Origin of the sequence: Microvirga sp. BSC39 (assembly GCF_000739015.1) — a bacterium.
Classification (GTDB): domain Bacteria; phylum Pseudomonadota; class Alphaproteobacteria; order Rhizobiales; family Beijerinckiaceae; genus Microvirga.
Window position 1 is genome coordinate 431,535 of sequence record NZ_JPUG01000062.1, and the last position, 14,911, is coordinate 446,445.

A 14,911-nucleotide genomic window follows, 5' to 3' on the forward strand; every position below is an offset into this window, starting at 1 on the left:
TGGCCTTAGGCCTGCTGGATCGCCGAGATCTTCCAGGCTCCACCCTGATCGCGGCGGAAGGTCCAGAGCTCGGTCGCCTCTTCGACCTTGTTCGGATCGCCCTCCACCACACGGCCGCTGGCGCGGTCCACCATGACGTCGGTGATGCCGAAGCGCATGGCAACGGTGGCGTAGTCCGTCGTGCCCTCGCGCCAGGCCTCGGACAGGTCGCCCTGGTTGAGGCGCACGTTGGAGAGCTTGTTCACGACGCCACGGGCGGTGTTGTCGTTCAGCTCCTCCTGGATGTAGCCGGCCATCTCAGGGGTCGCGAGCGTCCACAGCTTGGCGACATCCTCGCGGGAATAGGCATCCTGCATCTCGACGAGGCCGCGCTCGAAATCCGCGAAATCGCGCTCGCCGATGCCGATCTCATCCCGCACGCCCGGACGAGGCTGCGGCTGCTGGGCTCTGCCGCCGAGGCCGCCCATCGCGCCGCCAAGACCTGCACCCAGGCCGCCGAGACCACCACCGAGACCACCGCCCATAGGCTGTCCACCCGTCGGGGGCACGCTGCCACCCATGGAGCGGGCATAGCCCTGGCCTTGGCCGGCATAAGACGGCTCCTGACGGCGGCGGAACCACTTCATGGCAAACGACACCAGCAGGACCACGAGGCCGATCTGGAGCAGAAGGCCAAAGATCGAGGCCAGTCCGCCGAGACCGCCGAAGAAGCCGTTGCCGAACAGGAGGCCGAGCAGGCCTGCGCCGAACAGGCCCGCCATGAGGCCCGTGCCGAAGCCGAAGCGGCGCGGCTGCGCCACGTTGGGCGCCGGGGTGCCCGGGCGGGTCACGTTGGGACCCTGGTTCGGGACCTGCGAGCGCTGGATTGGGGCTGCGGCATCAGGCGCCGTCCGCGTAGCCGGCGGCGGCGTATAGGTGCGCGCGCCACGCGAGCCGAAGCTGCCCCCGCCCCGTCCGACGCGAGCCTCGGCCGCGCTTCCGGCGAAGATCAGACCGGCCGCCAGGACCATCATGATCCGGCTGCGGCGAGAAGCTAAATTCATCATCGTCTTTGTTTCATCCCTTCGGGGCATGACGCTCCCTGGAGATAATGTGGTGATGCCCAAGGGGTTGCGGAAGAGTTGACCGTTCGATTTCGGCGCCCTTCCACACCAGTTGTCATTCCGGGGCCTCGCAGCGGAGCCCGACCCGAAGGGCCGCGCCAAAGGCGTGGAAATCCATAACCACGACATTTCAAGAGGGGGCGAGCGGCGTCGCGCCTCTTCCTGCGCCGTTAGCGGTTATGGATCCCCGCTTTCGCTGGGATGACAATGGCAGCGCAACAGCCTCAGTGACTCTGTTTCTGCTTCAGCTGATCGATCCGCTTCGAGGCCTCAGCCTTGTCGAGTTTCGGGTCGAAAGCCTTCGGATCATGCGCCTGTTCCGACAGGGTCTTGAGGTAGGATGCTTGGGCGCCGGTCATCGGTTCGTCGCCCGTCACCCACTCGTCCGGATCCTTGATCTGGTTGTCGGATGGATCAGGATTGGTCTTCGGATTAACTGCCTCTGCGGAAGCCTTATGGTTAGCGGAAGCACCGGAATTCACTTTGCCGTGCGAAGACATGCAGGACTCCTATTGTTCTAGTTTTGTTCTATAACGAGAACACGCCTGCAGGGCCTTGGTTCCTCAGAGAAAGCCGGATTACCTCCGGAGACTCATCCCCGTTATCCACAGATTCGGCCCTCGACACGCTGCCAAGCTTATGTTCTTGCTTTGTTCATGGATGTGAGAGGGATGGACGGCGATGCGCAAACCGACAGGTCTGGAGCGGCTCTACGTCGACTTCGATTCCTTCTTCGCCAGCGCCGAGCAGCACCTTCAGCCTCATCTGCGCGGCCGGCCTGTCGGGGTCATCCCGGTCGATTCGGAGCATACGGGGCTCATCGCCGTCAGCCGCGAGGCCAAGGCTAGAGGCCTCAAGCGTGGCACGTTCGTGCGGGATGCGCGCCGTCAATGCCCCGGCCTTGTCCTCGTGACGGCCCGGCATGAGGCCTATGTGGAGCTGCACCGGCAGATCCTGGAGGCCATCGAGACAGTCATCCCCGTCAAGGCCGTCTGCTCCATCGACGAGATGGTCTGTGCGCTCATGCCCTCGGAATGGCCGCAGGCACTCGCAATCGGACAGCGGGTGAAGGATGCGATCGCCGCCAGGATTGGCCCTACCCTCACCTGCTCGGTGGGCCTTGGGCCCAATGACCTGCTGGCCAAAATCGCCGCTGAGATGAAGAAGCCGGATGGCCTCATGGCGCTTCATCCCGACGATCTGCCGGGCCCCCTGCTCTCCCTCGACCTCACGGACATCCCCGGCATCGCCAGAGGCAATGCGGCACGGCTTGCCCGCGCAGGAGTCAGCGACATGGCTGCCCTCTGGCAGCGCCAGCCCAAGGAACTGCGCCGGCTCTGGGGCAGCGTCGAAGGCGAACGGATGTGGATGGCGCTGCACGGCTACACTGTCGAGCGGCCAGAAACCTGCCGCCGCATGTTCGGCCACGGCCGGGTTCTTCCCGCCGACTGGCGCTCCCTGACCGGCGCCTATGCGGCTGCCCGCGCGCTGCTTGCCAAGGCCTCGGCCCGGATGCGCCGCGCCGGCTTTGCAGCGAAGGCGCTGGCGGTCTGGCTGACGGACAGGAACAGCGCGGGCTGGTATGGGGAGGAGCATTTCCGGGCCACCTGGGACGACCCGTCCCTGCTGGCGTCCTTGAGCCGCCTGTTCCACCATGCCGAGCGGGAGGAGATGCGCCGCAGCCGCAGCGTTCATGTGGCGCTGCACGATCTGGTGCCGCTCAGCGACATCGAGGACGACCTGTTCGATGATGCGCCGGAGACGCAGCTCAAGCGACGCATGGAGTACCTGTCGGCCATTGCCGACCAGCTCAATGTCAGCCACCGAAAGACGCTGCTGCACTGGGGGCCCTGGGTGACGATTCCCGGAGGTTATGCAGGCGCCAAGATCGCCTTCAACCGCATTCCCGATGCGGAGGACTTTTAAGCTGCGAAAGGCATGTTGAGCATAGAGCACGCCTTAGGCCATGATGGCGTATCACCCGGTTTCTGGAGGCTGCTCAATGGCCAAGCGCGCAATCATTCCGCCTGACTTCAGAGCGGCGGCGGATCAATTGAAAATGTCTCCCGGCATTGTCTCCGGCGACCACGTTTTTCTGACCGGCGTCACCGGGAGCGACGCGCATGGGCAGATGCCCGATGATGCGGAAACACAGATCAGAAACGCTTTCGAAAAGATCGGATCCGTGCTGCGGGCAGGCAGGCTGACGTTCCGATCAATCGTGGAAATGACGAGTTATCATGTCGGCCTGCGGGAGCACTTCGACCTCTTCAATGCAATCCGCCTCGAATACCTGGGCGAACCCTACCCGGCCTGGACGGCGGTTGAAGTCGCAGGCCTCAGGCGTGAAGGAGCGATCGTCGAGATCCGTGTCATTGCTCACAACGGTTCAATTGACTGAAGCCGCCTGAAACGTCGATGCCCGGCACAGGGCCGGGCATGACAGAGATAGTCTATCAGGTGAGATCCCTTAAGCAGCCTTGCTCTTGGGCTGCACCTCGGCCGAGTAGTCGTCCATGAGCACCTTGGTCATGTTGCCGGGCTGGTACTTGTGCGGGCCGATCTCGGACACGGGCGTGACTTCGGCCGCCGTGCCGGTGATGAAGCATTCGTTGAAGCTCGGGAGCTCGTCCGGCATGATCCGGCGCTCGGCAACCTCGAAGCCGCGACGCTTGGCGAGGTCGATCACCGTGCGGCGGGTGATGCCGTCGAGGAAGCAGTCGGCAATCGGCGTGTGGACGATGCCGTCGCGGATAAAGAACACGTTGGCGCCCGTGCATTCCGCCACACGGCCCTGCCAGTCGAGCATGAGCGCATCTGCATACCCTTTGCGCTCAGCCTTGTGCTTGGAGATGGTGCAGATCATGTAGAGGCCCGCGGCCTTGGCCGCCGACGGGGCCGTCGCCGGGTCGGGACGGCGGTATTCCGCCATGTCGATGCGGATGCCCTTCATCTTCTCGGTCGGATCGAAATAGCTCGGCCATTCCCAGGCCGCGATGGCGAGATGGATCTTGTTGGCCTGAGCGGCCACACCCATCATCTCCGAGCCGCGCCAGGCGACGGGACGCAGATAGGCATCCTTCATGCCACTCTTTTCAAGAACGAGGCGCTTGGCCGCGTCGATCTCGGCGACGCTGTAGGGGATTTCGAAATCGAGGATCTCGGCCGATTTCTTCAGGCGCTCCGAATGCTCCGTCGATTTGAAGATCTCGCCGCCATAGGCGCGCTCGCCTTCGAACACGGATGAACCATAATGGAGGCCATGCGAGAGAACGTGAAGCTGGGCGTCCTTCCAGGGTACAAGCTGCCCGTCGTACCAGATCCATCCATCACGTTGATCGAAGGGGGTCGCGGACATTGTCACTCTCCTTGAAGGCCGACCTTGTGGCTACCAGGGTCGGGTAATTTCCGGTGCGCTCCCAGCCAATTTCAATTGCATTCATTTCGCGGAAGCGGCTTGACGAGTAACAATCGTCCTGAGATATGTCAACAAGGCTGACATAAAATTTGGGAACAGGATGGTGCCTGACGCTCTTCCAGCTATGAAGTCTCATCACCCCGGCAAGGACATCCTCGCCGAGACCCCGGCCTATGACCTGATCGAACTGTTCTTCTTCGCCTACCGCGACTTCGTCAGCGATCCAGACCGGATCCTCGACGAATACGGCTTCGGGCGCGCGCACCACCGGGTCCTGCACTTCGTAAGCCGCAACCCGGGTCTCACCATCGCCGAGCTCCTCGACATCCTGCGCATCACCAAGCAGAGCCTGAACCGGGTTCTGAAGGAGCTGATCGAAAAGGATTTCATCGAGAGCCGGATGGGCACCGCCGACCGGCGCCAGCGCCTCCTCTATGCCACGCCTCAAGGCCGGGAGCTGGCCCTGAAGCTTGCAAAGCTCCAGACCCGCCGCATCATGCGCGCTCTGTCCGGCATGGAGCCGGAGGCCAAGGACCTGGTCAGCCGCTATCTCCTCAGCCTGATCGATCCGGACAGCAGCGCTCATGTGAAGCACCTCGTATTCGGGTCCGAGGAAACCTGATAAAGCAGGGTCCGCGACAGTGAAGTGTTAGACCCGATGGATGCACGCATCGACATTCCCGACCACGCCCCGCACGTCCTCGTGGTGGACGACGACCGGCGCCTGCGTGACCTGCTGACCCGGTTTCTCAGCGAAAACGGCTATCGGGTGACGGCGGCGGCCAGCGCCGCGGAGGCGCGGGCCAAGGCGGACAATTTCGTCTTCGACGCCCTCGTCCTCGACGTGATGATGCCGGGCGAAACCGGCTTCGACTATGCCCGCTCCTTACGGGAGCATTCGCAGGTGCCGATCCTGATGCTCACCGCCCGCTCCGACACCTCTGATCGGGTGACGGGCCTTGAGATCGGCGCGGACGACTACCTGTCGAAGCCCTTCGAGCCCCGCGAGTTGCTCCTGCGGCTCGGCAATATCCTCAAGCGCGCGGTGCCTGTACCGGGTGCTGCCAACGGCGACACGCCCGAGGTGATCCATTTCGGCCCCTTCTCCTACCGCTTCGACCGGGGCGAGTTGCGGCGAGGCGACGAGATGGTGCGCATCACCGAGCGCGAGCGCGAGATCCTGACCATTCTCGGCAGCCATGCGGGCGACAACGTGCCCCGCGAGGCGCTGTCCGGAACCGGGATCGCCGCCAACGAGCGCACGGTGGACGTCCAGATCAATCGCCTGCGGCGCAAGATCGAGACCGACCCGGCCAACCCGATCTTTCTGCAGACCGTGCGCGGCATCGGCTACCGGCTCGTGATCGACCGATGAAGATCGGCGCGACCCTGAACTATTCGCCCCTCGACCACGCCGCGCGCTGGTTCGGGCGTTTTCTGCCGAAGGGTCTCTATGCACGCGCGCTCATCATCATCATCGCGCCGGTCATCCTGCTGCAATCCGTGGTGGCGTACGTGTTCATGGAGCGCCATTACGAACTTGTGACGCGCCGTTTGTCCTCGGCCGTGACGGCCGATATCGCGGCGCTCATCGACATCTATGAGAGCTATCCGCAGGACAGGAACACCAACATCCTCTCGCGCATCGCCTCCGAGCGCCTGCAGCTCGATGTGGACATCCTGCGCAACACCGATCTGCCGCCGCCAGGGCCGAAACCGTTCTTCGATATTCTCGACGAGACCCTTTCCAACGAGTTGCGCCGCCAGGTCGACCGCCCCTACTGGGTCGATACGGTCGGGCGCTCGAGCTATGTGGAAGTGCGCATCAAGCTCGATCAGAACGACGTGATGCGCGTCCTGGCTCGGCGCAGCCAAGCCTATGCTTCCAATTCGCACATCTTTCTCGTGTGGATGGGTGGTTCGTCCTTCGTGCTGCTCGGCATCGCCATCTTGTTCCTGCGCAACCAGATCAGGCCGATCCTCAGGCTCGCAGAAGCGGCGGAGGCTCTCGGCAAGGGACGCGAGATCGACTTCCGCCCTCGCGGCGCGCGCGAGGTGCGCCAGGCCGGCCACGCCTTCCTCGAAATGAAGCGGCGCATCGAGCGCAACATGGAACAGCGCACGACGATGCTCAACGGCGTGAGTCACGACCTGCGCACCATCCTCACGCGCTTCAAGCTGTCGCTCGTGTTTCTGGACCAGACTCCCGAAGTGGAAGACCTCAAGCGCGACGTGGACGAGATGAGCCGCATGCTGGAAGGCTATCTCGCCTTTGCGCGTGGCGACGGCGGCGACGGGGGCGAGCAGGCCGTCGAAACAGACCTGAGGCAGCTGCTCGAAGAGGTGCAGTCGGATGCGGAGCGGCAGGGGCATGTGACGGAACTGGACATCATCGGAGACCCGATCATCACGGTGCGCCCCGATGCGTTCCGGCGCCTGCTGTTCAATCTGGTCGGCAACGCGGCGCGGCATGGCGACCGGATCGAGATCACGGCCAATCATGAAACACGCTGGCTCGTGCTGCATGTGGACGACGATGGACCAGGCATCCCACCTCCGATGCGCGAAGAGGTCTTCAAGCCCTTCGTGCGCTTGGACGAAGCGCGCAATCAGGACGAGGGCGGCTCAGGTCTGGGCCTCGCCATCGCCCGCGATGTCGCACGCTCCCATGGCGGCGACATCGTGCTCGGCGACAGCCCACTCGGGGGCCTGCGCGCGACGGTGCGCTTGCCGGCCTGATCAGTAGAGCCTGCCGCCCACTGGCACGTCACGGTCCGGGCGGATCAGCATCACGTCGCCGTTGGCATCGGGCACGCCGAGCGTCAGCACCTCCGACAGGAAAGGCCCAATCTGACGCGGCGGGAAATTCACCACCGCGAGCACGAGCGTTCCGACGAGATCCTCCGGCGTGTGGTTGACGGTGATCTGCGCCGATGAGCGTTTCGTGCCGATCTCCGGCCCGAAATCGACCGTGAGCTTGAAGGCGGGTTTGCGCGCCTGCGGAAAGGGATCCACGGCAAGGATGCGTCCGACACGGATGTCGACCTTCAGGAAATCGTCGAAGGTAATCTCCGGTGAGACCGAGTGCCCCTGGTCCATGTGCCCCTCTCGGCCCTGTCAGATCGCCGCTGCGGGATTCTCAGCATCGCCATTGTCGTCCGCAGTGCGGCGGCGTTCCGAGCGGGACGTGCGGCGCCCCTGCATGAAAGCGCGGCCGACCGCGCGCAGCGGGGCGCTCAGGCGGCGCAGATCCTCGGCGCCTTCCAGGATGCGCTCCCCGCGCCGCAATTCGCGGTCGAGACGCGCCATGGTCCTGGCCTGTGCCGGGTCGTCATCCTCAAGCCACGTGCGCATGGTGTTGGCATAGACCAGCACCGCGCCCTGAAGCTTCAACGTGCCGAGCGGCCCTTCCGTGTTGATGCCGGCAGCCGCCAGCATGAAGCGCTGGGAATTGAGCGCCACCTGGTTCAGCGCCGCGAGCGACACGGGATCGTATTGCAGGTCCTGCGAGATCCGGCGCAGCGCGTCCTTATAGGGCTGCATCGCATCGAAGCGGCGCATCAGCACGTCGAAGATGCGCTCGCGTGCAGGCTCGCCGGCAAGGTCGTCCGTTGTTCCCTCGAGCACCTGCTTGTCGATCATGCGGGATAGCCCGCCGAGCACGGCACCCTTTGAGGGAAAGAGATCGCGGAACTCCGCGAGCGAGACATTGGCGGCCTTCGCGATATCGGTGATCTCGATCTCGTGCCAGGAGCGCCGGGCGGCGAGATCCATGAGAGCTTCGATGATTGCCTTGCGCTTGTCCATCGGAGCTGTGGAAGCCTGTGCCGTCACGATCAACCTCCTGAAGATATGCCGTTCAGCCTAATCTAGGGATGCACCGCAGCAATCCCAAGGCTCACCCGGCGAGTTCCTCGGCGCGCCGCTTGGCCGCGGCGACCGCTTCGCGCATGAGCGCCTTCATCCCTCTCGGATCACGCATGAGCACTTCGAGCGCCGCCGCCGTCGTGCCGCCGGGCGAGGTGACGTTCTGGCGAAGCGTCGCGGGGGGCAGATCGCTCTGGAACAGGAGTTCGCCCGCCCCGGTGACCGTGGCGCGCGCGAGGCGCTCGGCAAGTTCCTGCGGGAGGCCGGCCGCGGCGCCTGCCTCGGCGAGACATTCCACGAGATGGAACACATAGGCCGGTCCCGAACCCGACAGCGCCGTGACGGCGTCGATCAGGTCTTCCGTCGGCAGCCATTCGACGATGCCGTTGCTGCTCAAGAGCGCATCGGCCATGAGGCGCTGCTCCTCGCTCACCTGATCGTTGACGGCTGCACCCGTGGCGCCGCGGCCGATGCTGGCGGGCAGGTTCGGCATGGCACGCACGATGGCGCCGGCGGCCGGGAGCCTGGAGCGCAGGTCGCCAATGGTCTTGCCGGCGAGGATCGAGATGATGAGGGTCTGGGGTCCGAGGCAGGCATTCACCGAAGCCGCCGCGTCATCCAGCATCTGCGGCTTGGTGGCGAGCACCAGAACGTCGGGGGCGGCAGGCTCTGCAGGGTTTAGGGCCATCCCCTGCTCCCGGCACAGCCAGGTCATCTCCTCGGACGGGTGAGGATCGACGACTGTGACGCCCTGCGGCCGCATGCCGACCTTAAGCCAACCCTCCAGCATCGAGCCGCCCATTTTGCCAGCGCCAACGAGGATGAGGGACGAAGGGAGGCAGGGAGCGTTCACGGACATAAGCTAACCTGAAGGAAGAGATGTGGAATACCGCTATCTATCCCTGCCGATTAGGCCCTGTCGAGGCAGGTTCAGGCCTCACCTTCCGTTTCGAACAGCACGCTGTCGAGGGCTTCACGGGCCGACTTGCCGGCCCAGATCACGAACTGGAAAGCCTGGAAATAGCGCTCGCAGGCTTCCACCGCGACCCGCAGCATGGTCTCGCACTGACCGTCCGTCGGATCGGCGCCACCGGCGAGCAGGAGGGCATGGCGGAACATCACCACGTTTTCGGTGCTCCACAGGTCGAAATGCCCCACCCAGAGCTGTTCGTTGACGGCGGAGATGAGCTGGAGAACATCCTGCCGGCGACGCTCGGGAACCTTCAGGTCGAAGGCGCAGGCCATGTGCAGAGCCTCGACATCCTCGATCCAGGTGAAGGCGACGTCGTAATCGGCCCAGCGACCGGCGACGGAGACAGACATCTCATCCGCCTCGGCACGATCGAAGATCCAATGACGCAGGGCAGCCAGACGCTCGACCACGTCGAGGGGATGCTCCGCGCGGTCGATTTCAAGATGAATCTGCGACATGTCGATCCGATCAACTCAATCGCCCGAACATGGTAAACACATCCGGGCCATACCATTGCGTCAATCCGGGCACTGCTCGGAAGAAGACCTCGAAATACCTTCGGTATTCGGAGTTCCTGCCGCAGCGGCCTCGAATCAGCTCATGAACGACAGTCTTAGATTTCGGCCCCTGTCACAATGCGCCGGTTTCACCTGTCCACAACAGGAGCCCCGCGCCGAATGCAGGCCGGCATTTCACCCTGTTCAGGGTGCAGCAGAGCTCGTGCTGGCGGAAGGGGAGAGCTTCGCCTCGAGCTCCTTCAGCCGAGCCTCGAGCCGCTCGTTGTCCTCACGAGCCGCGATCACCATCTCGCGCAGGACCTCGACCTCTTCGCGGGTGGCGACGTCCATGTCCTTGATCAGGCGCTCGAACTGGCTGCGGACCACGCTCTCGACTTCGCGCCGGACGCCCTGGGCTGCGCCAGCGGCATCGGTGGCAAAGCGGGCGAGTTCATCGAAGATCCGGTTGGGCGATTGGGTCATGGGTCAATCCACAGCGTTCGGTGGGCTCATCGGCCCTGGAACGCCACACATGGGCGCATTCGCCTTAAACTGCAACAGGGTTGACGATCCTCGCCTGACGGGTCCAATGGCAGCCCGTTCGATCAAGGCCCGCTCATGCCGCTCTCCTTTCCGCTCATCGACCCGATCGCCATCTCCATCGGCCCCATTGCGATCCGCTGGTACGCGCTCGCCTATGTGGTCGGCCTCCTGGGCGGCTGGTTCTATGCCAAGCGCCTGGCCGCGAAGGCCGATCTCTGGGGCGGGCTGAAGCAGCCCAAGCCCATCGATGTGGACGACCTCATCGTGTGGGTGGCGCTCGGCGTCGTGCTGGGCGGCCGGGTCGGCTACGTGCTGTTCTACAACCTGGGCTCCTATCTCTCGCAGCCCCTGGAGATCTTCGCTGTCTGGCGAGGCGGCATGTCCTTCCACGGCGGTTTCCTGGGCGCGGTGCTCGCCATCGTGCTGTTTGCCCGCTCGCGCGGGCTCAACCCGCTGGCCATGCTCGACATGGCCGCCGTGGTGACGCCCATCGGGCTGTTCTTCGGCCGCATCGCCAACTTCATCAACGGCGAATTGTGGGGAAGGCCCGCACCGGACTTTCCCTATGCGGTGGTCTTCCCCCATGCGGGTCCGGTGCCGCGCCATCCGAGCCAGCTCTATGAGGCTTTCGGCGAGGGCCTCATCCTGTTCATCGTCATGGCGTTCGCGGCCCGGCGCTTCGGCTTCCGCAGGCCGGGGCTCCTCGGCGGCATCTTCGTGCTGGGTTATGCGCTGGCCCGCATCGTGTGCGAGTTCTTCCGCGAGCCGGACGAGCAGCTCGGCTTCCTGTTCGGCTCCTCAGTGCAGGCTCTAGGCGGCGGCATCACCATGGGCATGCTGCTCTCGATTCCCATGGCGCTCGTGGGCGCCGGCGCCATCGTGCTGGCGTCGCGCGGCCTTACGCGGCCCCGGCAGGCGGTCGAGGCCGCGTGAGGCCGCTGAAGGAGACCTTGCGCGAGACGATCGCCCTGGAGGGGCCGATCTCGGTCGAGCGCTACATGAACCTGTGTCTCCGGCACTATTACGCCACCCGCGACCCGCTGGGCGCCGCCGGCGACTTCACTACGGCGCCGGAGATCAGCCAGATGTTCGGCGAGTTGATCGGCCTGTGGATGCTGGAGGTCTGGAACGGCATGGGCCGCCCTGCCCCGTGCCGCCTCGTGGAGCTCGGGCCTGGACGCGGCACCCTGATGGGGGATCTCCTGCGGGCGACACGGCTCCTGCCCGACTTCAAGGCGGCGGCCACCGTTCACCTCGTGGAGACGAGCCCCTCGTTGAGGCAGCGCCAGCAGGCCTCCCTCGCCTCCTCCGGATTCGAGGTTGAATGGCACGACAGAATCGAGGACGTGCCTGCGGGCCCCACGCTTCTCGTGGCCAACGAGTTCTTCGACGCGCTCCCGGTGCGCCAGTTCGCTGCCACCGACCGAGGCTGGTGCGAGCGGCTGGTGGGCCTCGACGGCGAGCGCCTTATCTTCGGCCTGCGCCCGGAGTCGGAACCCACCCTCGGCAAGCCGCTGCGCCTGAGCGACATCCTTGAATGGCCTGCCGCCTCGATTGACATCACGGGCACCCTCGCCGGCAGGCTCGCCCGCGACGGCGGGGCCGCCCTCATCCTTGACTACGGCTACTGGGGCCCGGCCTTCGGCGACACCTTGCAGGCCCTGAAGAGCCATCGGCCCGTCGATCCGCTGGAGGAGCCGGGCGAGGCCGACCTCACCACCCATGTGGACTTCCACCGCCTCGCCCAAGCCGCCGCGACGCAAGGCGCCCGGGTTCACGGCATCGTCACCCAGGGCGATTTTCTTCAAGCGCTCGGGATCGAGGCTCGCGCCGACGCCCTGAAGGCTCGCGCCACGCCGGCCCAGGCGGCCGATATCGACCGGGCCCTCGCGCGCCTCACGGAGCGCGGACCGACCGGCATGGGAGAGCTGTTTAAGGTTTTGGCCGTTACACAGGAAGCCATCCAGGCCGTGCCGGGGTTGCCCGCCCTGCCCTCCTCTTCGTAGGATCGCCCCATGTTCATCCAAGCCCCTGCCCTTTCCTCCCAGCCCAATATCCGCCATGCCTTCTTCACGCGGGAAGGCGGCGTCTCGAACGGGATCTATGCCTCGCTCAACGGCGGTGTCGGCTCCTCCGACGATCCGGAAAAGGTGCAGGCAAACCGCCGGCGCATGGCCGAGGCGCTCAGCGTCGCGCCCGAAGCACTCATCAGCATCTATCAGGTCCACTCGCCCGACGCGGTGATCGTGGAGGGTCCGTGGCAGGGCGAGCGCCCCAAGGCCGACGCCATGGTGACCACTGTGCCGGGCTTGGCGCTCGGCATCACCACGGCGGATTGCGGGCCGGTTCTGTTTGCCGACGCTGAGGCCCGTGTGATCGGAGCAGCCCATGCAGGCTGGCGCGGGGCCGTGACGGGCGTTCTGGAATCCACCGTCGAGGCGATGGAGCGGCTGGGCGCGAAGCGAGACAACATCGTCGCGGTGCTCGGGCCCACGATCAGCCAGAAGGCCTACGAGGTCGGCCCCGACTTCATCCAGCGCTTCATGACGGAAGCACCGGGCCACGAGCGCTTTCTGAAGGAGGCGGAGAAGCCGGGACATGCTATGTTCGACCTCCCCGGCTTTATCGGTGCCCGCCTCGAAGCGGCAGGAATCGGCGCTTTCACGGATCTCGGGCTCTGCACCTATTCCGACGAGGAGCGGTTCTTCAGCTATCGCCGCACCACCCACCGGCAGGAGCCGGATTACGGTCGCCTGATCTCGGCGATCGCGCTCACTCCCTGATGCCGGCGACGTCCGGCGTCTCCCAGGCGAGATGCTGGCCGCCATCGACGGCGATCATCTGGCCCGTGACGCTGCGGGCCTCAGCGAGATAGAGCACCGCATCGGCGATCTCGTCCGGCGTTCCACCATGCCCCAGCAGCACGGCGCTGCTCTGCTTGGCGAAATCATCGTCGCCCTGGCGCACGTTCGACAGGGTCGGTCCGGGTCCGATGGCGTTCACCCGGATCCGGGGCGCCAGGGCCTGGGCCATGGTCTGGGTGGCGGTGAAGAGAGCGGCTTTTGTGAGCGTGTAGGAGAAGAACTGCGGCGTCAGCTTCCAGACCCGCTGGTCGACGATGTTGACGATGCAGCCCCGGCCTTCGGCGGGCAGTTGGTGTGCGAAGTCGCGGGCGAGGAAGGCAGGAGCCCGCAGATTGACGGCGAAATGCCGGTCCCACCGTTCCTGCGACAGGGTCTCGACTTCATCGGGCTCAAATTCGGAAGCATTGTTGACGAGAAGAGTCAGAGGGCCCAGCGCCCGGACGGCCTCCGGCACAAGGCGCTCGACCGCATCGCCCTCAGCCAGATCGCCTTGCACGACGACCGCCCTCCCACCGGCCGCTCTGATCCGCGCAGCCATGCGCTCAGCCTCGTCTGTCGAGCGGCGGCAGTGGATGGCCACCGCATAATCCTCATCGGCAAGACGCTCGACAATGCCGCGCCCGATGCGTTGGGCTCCACCCGTGACGAGAGCTGCTTTTTTCATGATGAAGCCTCTTGAAATTTAATTACATAGCGTCAGTTATCTGTCTTCGCCAAGAAAATGACATTTTTTCCCTGCTGCGTCGAACTAACGGCCAAGCTGTGCGTTATAGGCCTAGCGATGTCGCAAGGGGTTCATCTGCGTATTGCCGCCACAATCCTGCCACAGCACTTCTTGGCCGCTGTGGTTGTGAGGTCACAGCCCTCGCGAGGTTGTCGCTCTATAAATGGGGAGTGCCCGGCCTGAACCGACGACAAGTGGGTCCGGCTGGCATGACATCGATTAGGAAAGAGAAACCATGAAGAAGATTCTTCTCGCCAGCGTCGCCCTCTTCGGCTTCGCCGGGGCTGCCTCCGCTGCGGACCTGCCCATGCGCGCTGCTCCGCCGGCTCCGATCATTGCCGCTGCTCCGATCTTCACCTGGACCGGCTTCTACGTCGGTGTGAACGCTGGCTACGGCTGGTCGGACGACGACTTCGACTCCGTTGCCCTGGCTGACGACGACAACGACGGCGGCTTCGTCGGCGGCGCCCAGGTTGGCTACAACTACCAGATCGGCTCGTTCGTGGTCGGTCTCGAAGGCGACATCCAGTACGCCGACTTCGGCCGTGAGGGTGCCTTCGTGGTGGGCGGCACCACCTACGACATCGACAACAGCGACTGGTTCGGCACGGTGCGTGCTCGCGCCGGTGTGGCCTTCGACCGCGCTCTGATCTACGCCACCGGCGGTTTCGCCTTCGCTGACGAGGCCAACGGCTGGACCGTGGGTGGTGGTGTGGAGTACGCCTTCACCAACAACCTGTCGGCCAAGATCGAAGGTCTGTACGTCAACCTCGACAACGACGACGACTTCCCGGGCTTCGACGGCGAGACCGACTTCGGTGTGGTGCGCGCTGGTCTGAACTTCCGCTTCGGCACCTACTAAGATCCGTCTCTTCTACAGAGACAGAAAAGGCCCGGGTCAACACCCGGGCCTTTTTCGTTG

At 64.7% G+C, this 14,911-nt stretch carries 18 protein-coding genes; 9 read left to right on the forward strand and 9 right to left on the reverse strand.

What is annotated here, in order from left to right; translation table 11 throughout:
• Positions 1-5 precede the first annotated feature (5 nt).
• Both MA07_RS13220 and MA07_RS13225 read right to left on the reverse strand, forming a co-directional pair.
• Entirely contained in the window at positions 6-1,046 is a 1,041-nt protein-coding gene (locus MA07_RS13220) for a TIM44-like domain-containing protein (RefSeq protein WP_036351212.1), read from the reverse strand.
• Positions 1,047-1,327: 281 nt separating this feature from the next.
• Entirely contained in the window at positions 1,328-1,603 is a 276-nt protein-coding gene (locus tag MA07_RS13225) for a DUF3072 domain-containing protein (RefSeq protein ID WP_036351214.1), read from the reverse strand.
• A gap of 181 nt (positions 1,604-1,784) precedes the next feature.
• On the opposite strand from MA07_RS13225, the gene MA07_RS13230 reads away from it, so the two are divergent.
• Entirely contained in the window at positions 1,785-3,029 is a 1,245-nt protein-coding gene (locus MA07_RS13230; protein WP_036351216.1) for a hypothetical protein, read from the forward strand.
• A 76-nt stretch (positions 3,030-3,105) separates the two neighbouring features.
• Positions 3,106-3,504 (forward strand): RidA family protein, encoded by a 399-nt coding sequence (locus MA07_RS13235; protein ID WP_036351218.1) that lies wholly within the window; start codon positions 3,106-3,108, stop codon positions 3,502-3,504.
• Positions 3,505-3,573: 69 nt separating this feature from the next.
• Here MA07_RS13235 and MA07_RS13240 read toward each other — a convergent pair whose 3' ends face one another.
• Positions 3,574-4,461 (reverse strand): branched-chain amino acid aminotransferase, encoded by an 888-nt coding sequence (locus MA07_RS13240; RefSeq protein WP_036351220.1) that lies wholly within the window; start codon positions 4,459-4,461, stop codon positions 3,574-3,576.
• Between the two features lie 160 nt (positions 4,462-4,621).
• On the opposite strand from MA07_RS13240, the gene MA07_RS13245 reads away from it, so the two are divergent.
• From MA07_RS13245 to MA07_RS13255, 3 genes are read left to right on the forward strand one after another with little or no spacing between them, the layout of a single operon-like run.
• Positions 4,622-5,143 carry a MarR family transcriptional regulator gene (locus tag MA07_RS13245; protein ID WP_036351222.1) on the forward strand — a complete coding sequence of 174 codons (522 nt, stop codon included), beginning with the start codon at positions 4,622-4,624 and terminating at the stop codon, positions 5,141-5,143.
• A gap of 36 nt (positions 5,144-5,179) precedes the next feature.
• On the forward strand, positions 5,180-5,896 hold the full coding sequence (locus tag MA07_RS13250; RefSeq protein WP_036351223.1) for a response regulator: 717 nt from the start codon (positions 5,180-5,182) through the stop codon (positions 5,894-5,896).
• Positions 5,893-7,260: an ATP-binding protein gene (locus tag MA07_RS13255; protein ID WP_036351225.1), complete on the forward strand. Its 1,368-nt coding sequence runs from the start codon at positions 5,893-5,895 to the stop codon at positions 7,258-7,260. The genes MA07_RS13250 and MA07_RS13255 overlap by 4 nt, the downstream gene beginning before the upstream one ends.
• Here the strand turns inward: MA07_RS13255 and MA07_RS13260 are convergent, their stop codons facing one another.
• The 5 genes from MA07_RS13260 to MA07_RS13280 form a co-directional block, all read right to left on the reverse strand.
• Positions 7,261-7,620: a tRNA-binding protein gene (locus tag MA07_RS13260; RefSeq protein ID WP_036351228.1), complete on the reverse strand. Its 360-nt coding sequence runs from the start codon at positions 7,618-7,620 to the stop codon at positions 7,261-7,263.
• Between the two features lie 18 nt (positions 7,621-7,638).
• On the reverse strand, positions 7,639-8,328 hold the full coding sequence (locus tag MA07_RS13265) for a hypothetical protein (RefSeq protein WP_052003134.1): 690 nt from the start codon (positions 8,326-8,328) through the stop codon (positions 7,639-7,641).
• Between the two features lie 91 nt (positions 8,329-8,419).
• Positions 8,420-9,247, reverse strand: coding sequence for a pyrroline-5-carboxylate reductase (proC, locus tag MA07_RS13270; RefSeq protein WP_036351232.1), 828 nt, complete (start codon positions 9,245-9,247; stop codon positions 8,420-8,422).
• A 71-nt stretch (positions 9,248-9,318) separates the two neighbouring features.
• A complete protein-coding gene (locus tag MA07_RS13275; RefSeq protein WP_036351233.1) occupies positions 9,319-9,819 on the reverse strand; it encodes a YbjN domain-containing protein in 501 nt (166 codons plus the stop codon).
• Between the two features lie 243 nt (positions 9,820-10,062).
• Positions 10,063-10,341 (reverse strand): accessory factor UbiK family protein, encoded by a 279-nt coding sequence (locus MA07_RS13280; RefSeq protein ID WP_036351235.1) that lies wholly within the window; start codon positions 10,339-10,341, stop codon positions 10,063-10,065.
• 135 nt (positions 10,342-10,476) lie between these two features.
• Between MA07_RS13280 and lgt the strand changes: the two genes are divergently transcribed.
• From lgt to pgeF, 3 genes are read left to right on the forward strand one after another with little or no spacing between them, the layout of a single operon-like run.
• Positions 10,477-11,334 carry a prolipoprotein diacylglyceryl transferase gene (gene lgt, locus MA07_RS13285; protein WP_036351237.1) on the forward strand — a complete coding sequence of 286 codons (858 nt, stop codon included), beginning with the start codon at positions 10,477-10,479 and terminating at the stop codon, positions 11,332-11,334.
• On the forward strand, positions 11,331-12,407 hold the full coding sequence (locus MA07_RS13290; RefSeq protein ID WP_036351239.1) for an SAM-dependent methyltransferase: 1,077 nt from the start codon (positions 11,331-11,333) through the stop codon (positions 12,405-12,407). Before lgt ends, MA07_RS13290 begins: the two co-directional genes overlap by 4 nt.
• Positions 12,408-12,416: 9 nt before the next feature.
• Positions 12,417-13,184, forward strand: a complete 768-nt coding sequence (pgeF, locus tag MA07_RS13295; protein WP_036351241.1) for a peptidoglycan editing factor PgeF — start codon at positions 12,417-12,419, stop codon at positions 13,182-13,184.
• Here pgeF and MA07_RS13300 read toward each other — a convergent pair.
• Complete coding sequence (locus MA07_RS13300) at positions 13,174-13,929, reverse strand: SDR family oxidoreductase (RefSeq protein WP_052003135.1); 756 nt, start codon at positions 13,927-13,929, stop codon at positions 13,174-13,176. The two genes, pgeF and MA07_RS13300, sit on opposite strands and share 11 nt — an antisense overlap.
• 295 nt (positions 13,930-14,224) lie before the next feature.
• On the opposite strand from MA07_RS13300, the gene MA07_RS13305 reads away from it, so the two are divergent.
• Positions 14,225-14,851, forward strand: coding sequence for an outer membrane protein (locus tag MA07_RS13305; RefSeq protein WP_036351245.1), 627 nt, complete (start codon positions 14,225-14,227; stop codon positions 14,849-14,851).
• Positions 14,852-14,911 lie beyond the last annotated feature (60 nt).

Excerpts from the sequence above, each read along its gene's own strand:
- MA07_RS13220 (WP_036351212.1), bottom strand. The coding sequence starts at position 1,046 with ATGATGAATTTAGCTTCTCGCCGCAGCCGGATCATGATGGTCCTGGCG.
- MA07_RS13225 (WP_036351214.1), bottom strand. The coding sequence starts at position 1,603 with ATGTCTTCGCACGGCAAAGTGAATTCCGGTGCTTCCGCTAACCATAAG.
- MA07_RS13230 (WP_036351216.1), top strand. The coding sequence starts at position 1,785 with ATGCGCAAACCGACAGGTCTGGAGCGGCTCTACGTCGACTTCGATTCC.
- MA07_RS13235 (WP_036351218.1), top strand. The coding sequence starts at position 3,106 with ATGGCCAAGCGCGCAATCATTCCGCCTGACTTCAGAGCGGCGGCGGAT.
- MA07_RS13240 (WP_036351220.1), bottom strand. The coding sequence starts at position 4,461 with ATGTCCGCGACCCCCTTCGATCAACGTGATGGATGGATCTGGTACGAC.
- MA07_RS13245 (WP_036351222.1), top strand. The coding sequence starts at position 4,622 with ATGGTGCCTGACGCTCTTCCAGCTATGAAGTCTCATCACCCCGGCAAG.
- MA07_RS13250 (WP_036351223.1), top strand. The coding sequence starts at position 5,180 with ATGGATGCACGCATCGACATTCCCGACCACGCCCCGCACGTCCTCGTG.
- MA07_RS13255 (WP_036351225.1), top strand. The coding sequence starts at position 5,893 with ATGAAGATCGGCGCGACCCTGAACTATTCGCCCCTCGACCACGCCGCG.
- MA07_RS13260 (WP_036351228.1), bottom strand. The coding sequence starts at position 7,620 with ATGGACCAGGGGCACTCGGTCTCACCGGAGATTACCTTCGACGATTTC.
- MA07_RS13265 (WP_052003134.1), bottom strand. The coding sequence starts at position 8,328 with ATGGACAAGCGCAAGGCAATCATCGAAGCTCTCATGGATCTCGCCGCC.
- proC (WP_036351232.1), bottom strand. The coding sequence starts at position 9,247 with ATGTCCGTGAACGCTCCCTGCCTCCCTTCGTCCCTCATCCTCGTTGGC.
- MA07_RS13275 (WP_036351233.1), bottom strand. The coding sequence starts at position 9,819 with ATGTCGCAGATTCATCTTGAAATCGACCGCGCGGAGCATCCCCTCGAC.
- MA07_RS13280 (WP_036351235.1), bottom strand. The coding sequence starts at position 10,341 with ATGACCCAATCGCCCAACCGGATCTTCGATGAACTCGCCCGCTTTGCC.
- lgt (WP_036351237.1), top strand. The coding sequence starts at position 10,477 with ATGCCGCTCTCCTTTCCGCTCATCGACCCGATCGCCATCTCCATCGGC.
- pgeF (WP_036351241.1), top strand. The coding sequence starts at position 12,417 with ATGTTCATCCAAGCCCCTGCCCTTTCCTCCCAGCCCAATATCCGCCAT.
- MA07_RS13300 (WP_052003135.1), bottom strand. The coding sequence starts at position 13,929 with ATGAAAAAAGCAGCTCTCGTCACGGGTGGAGCCCAACGCATCGGGCGC.
- MA07_RS13305 (WP_036351245.1), top strand. The coding sequence starts at position 14,225 with ATGAAGAAGATTCTTCTCGCCAGCGTCGCCCTCTTCGGCTTCGCCGGG.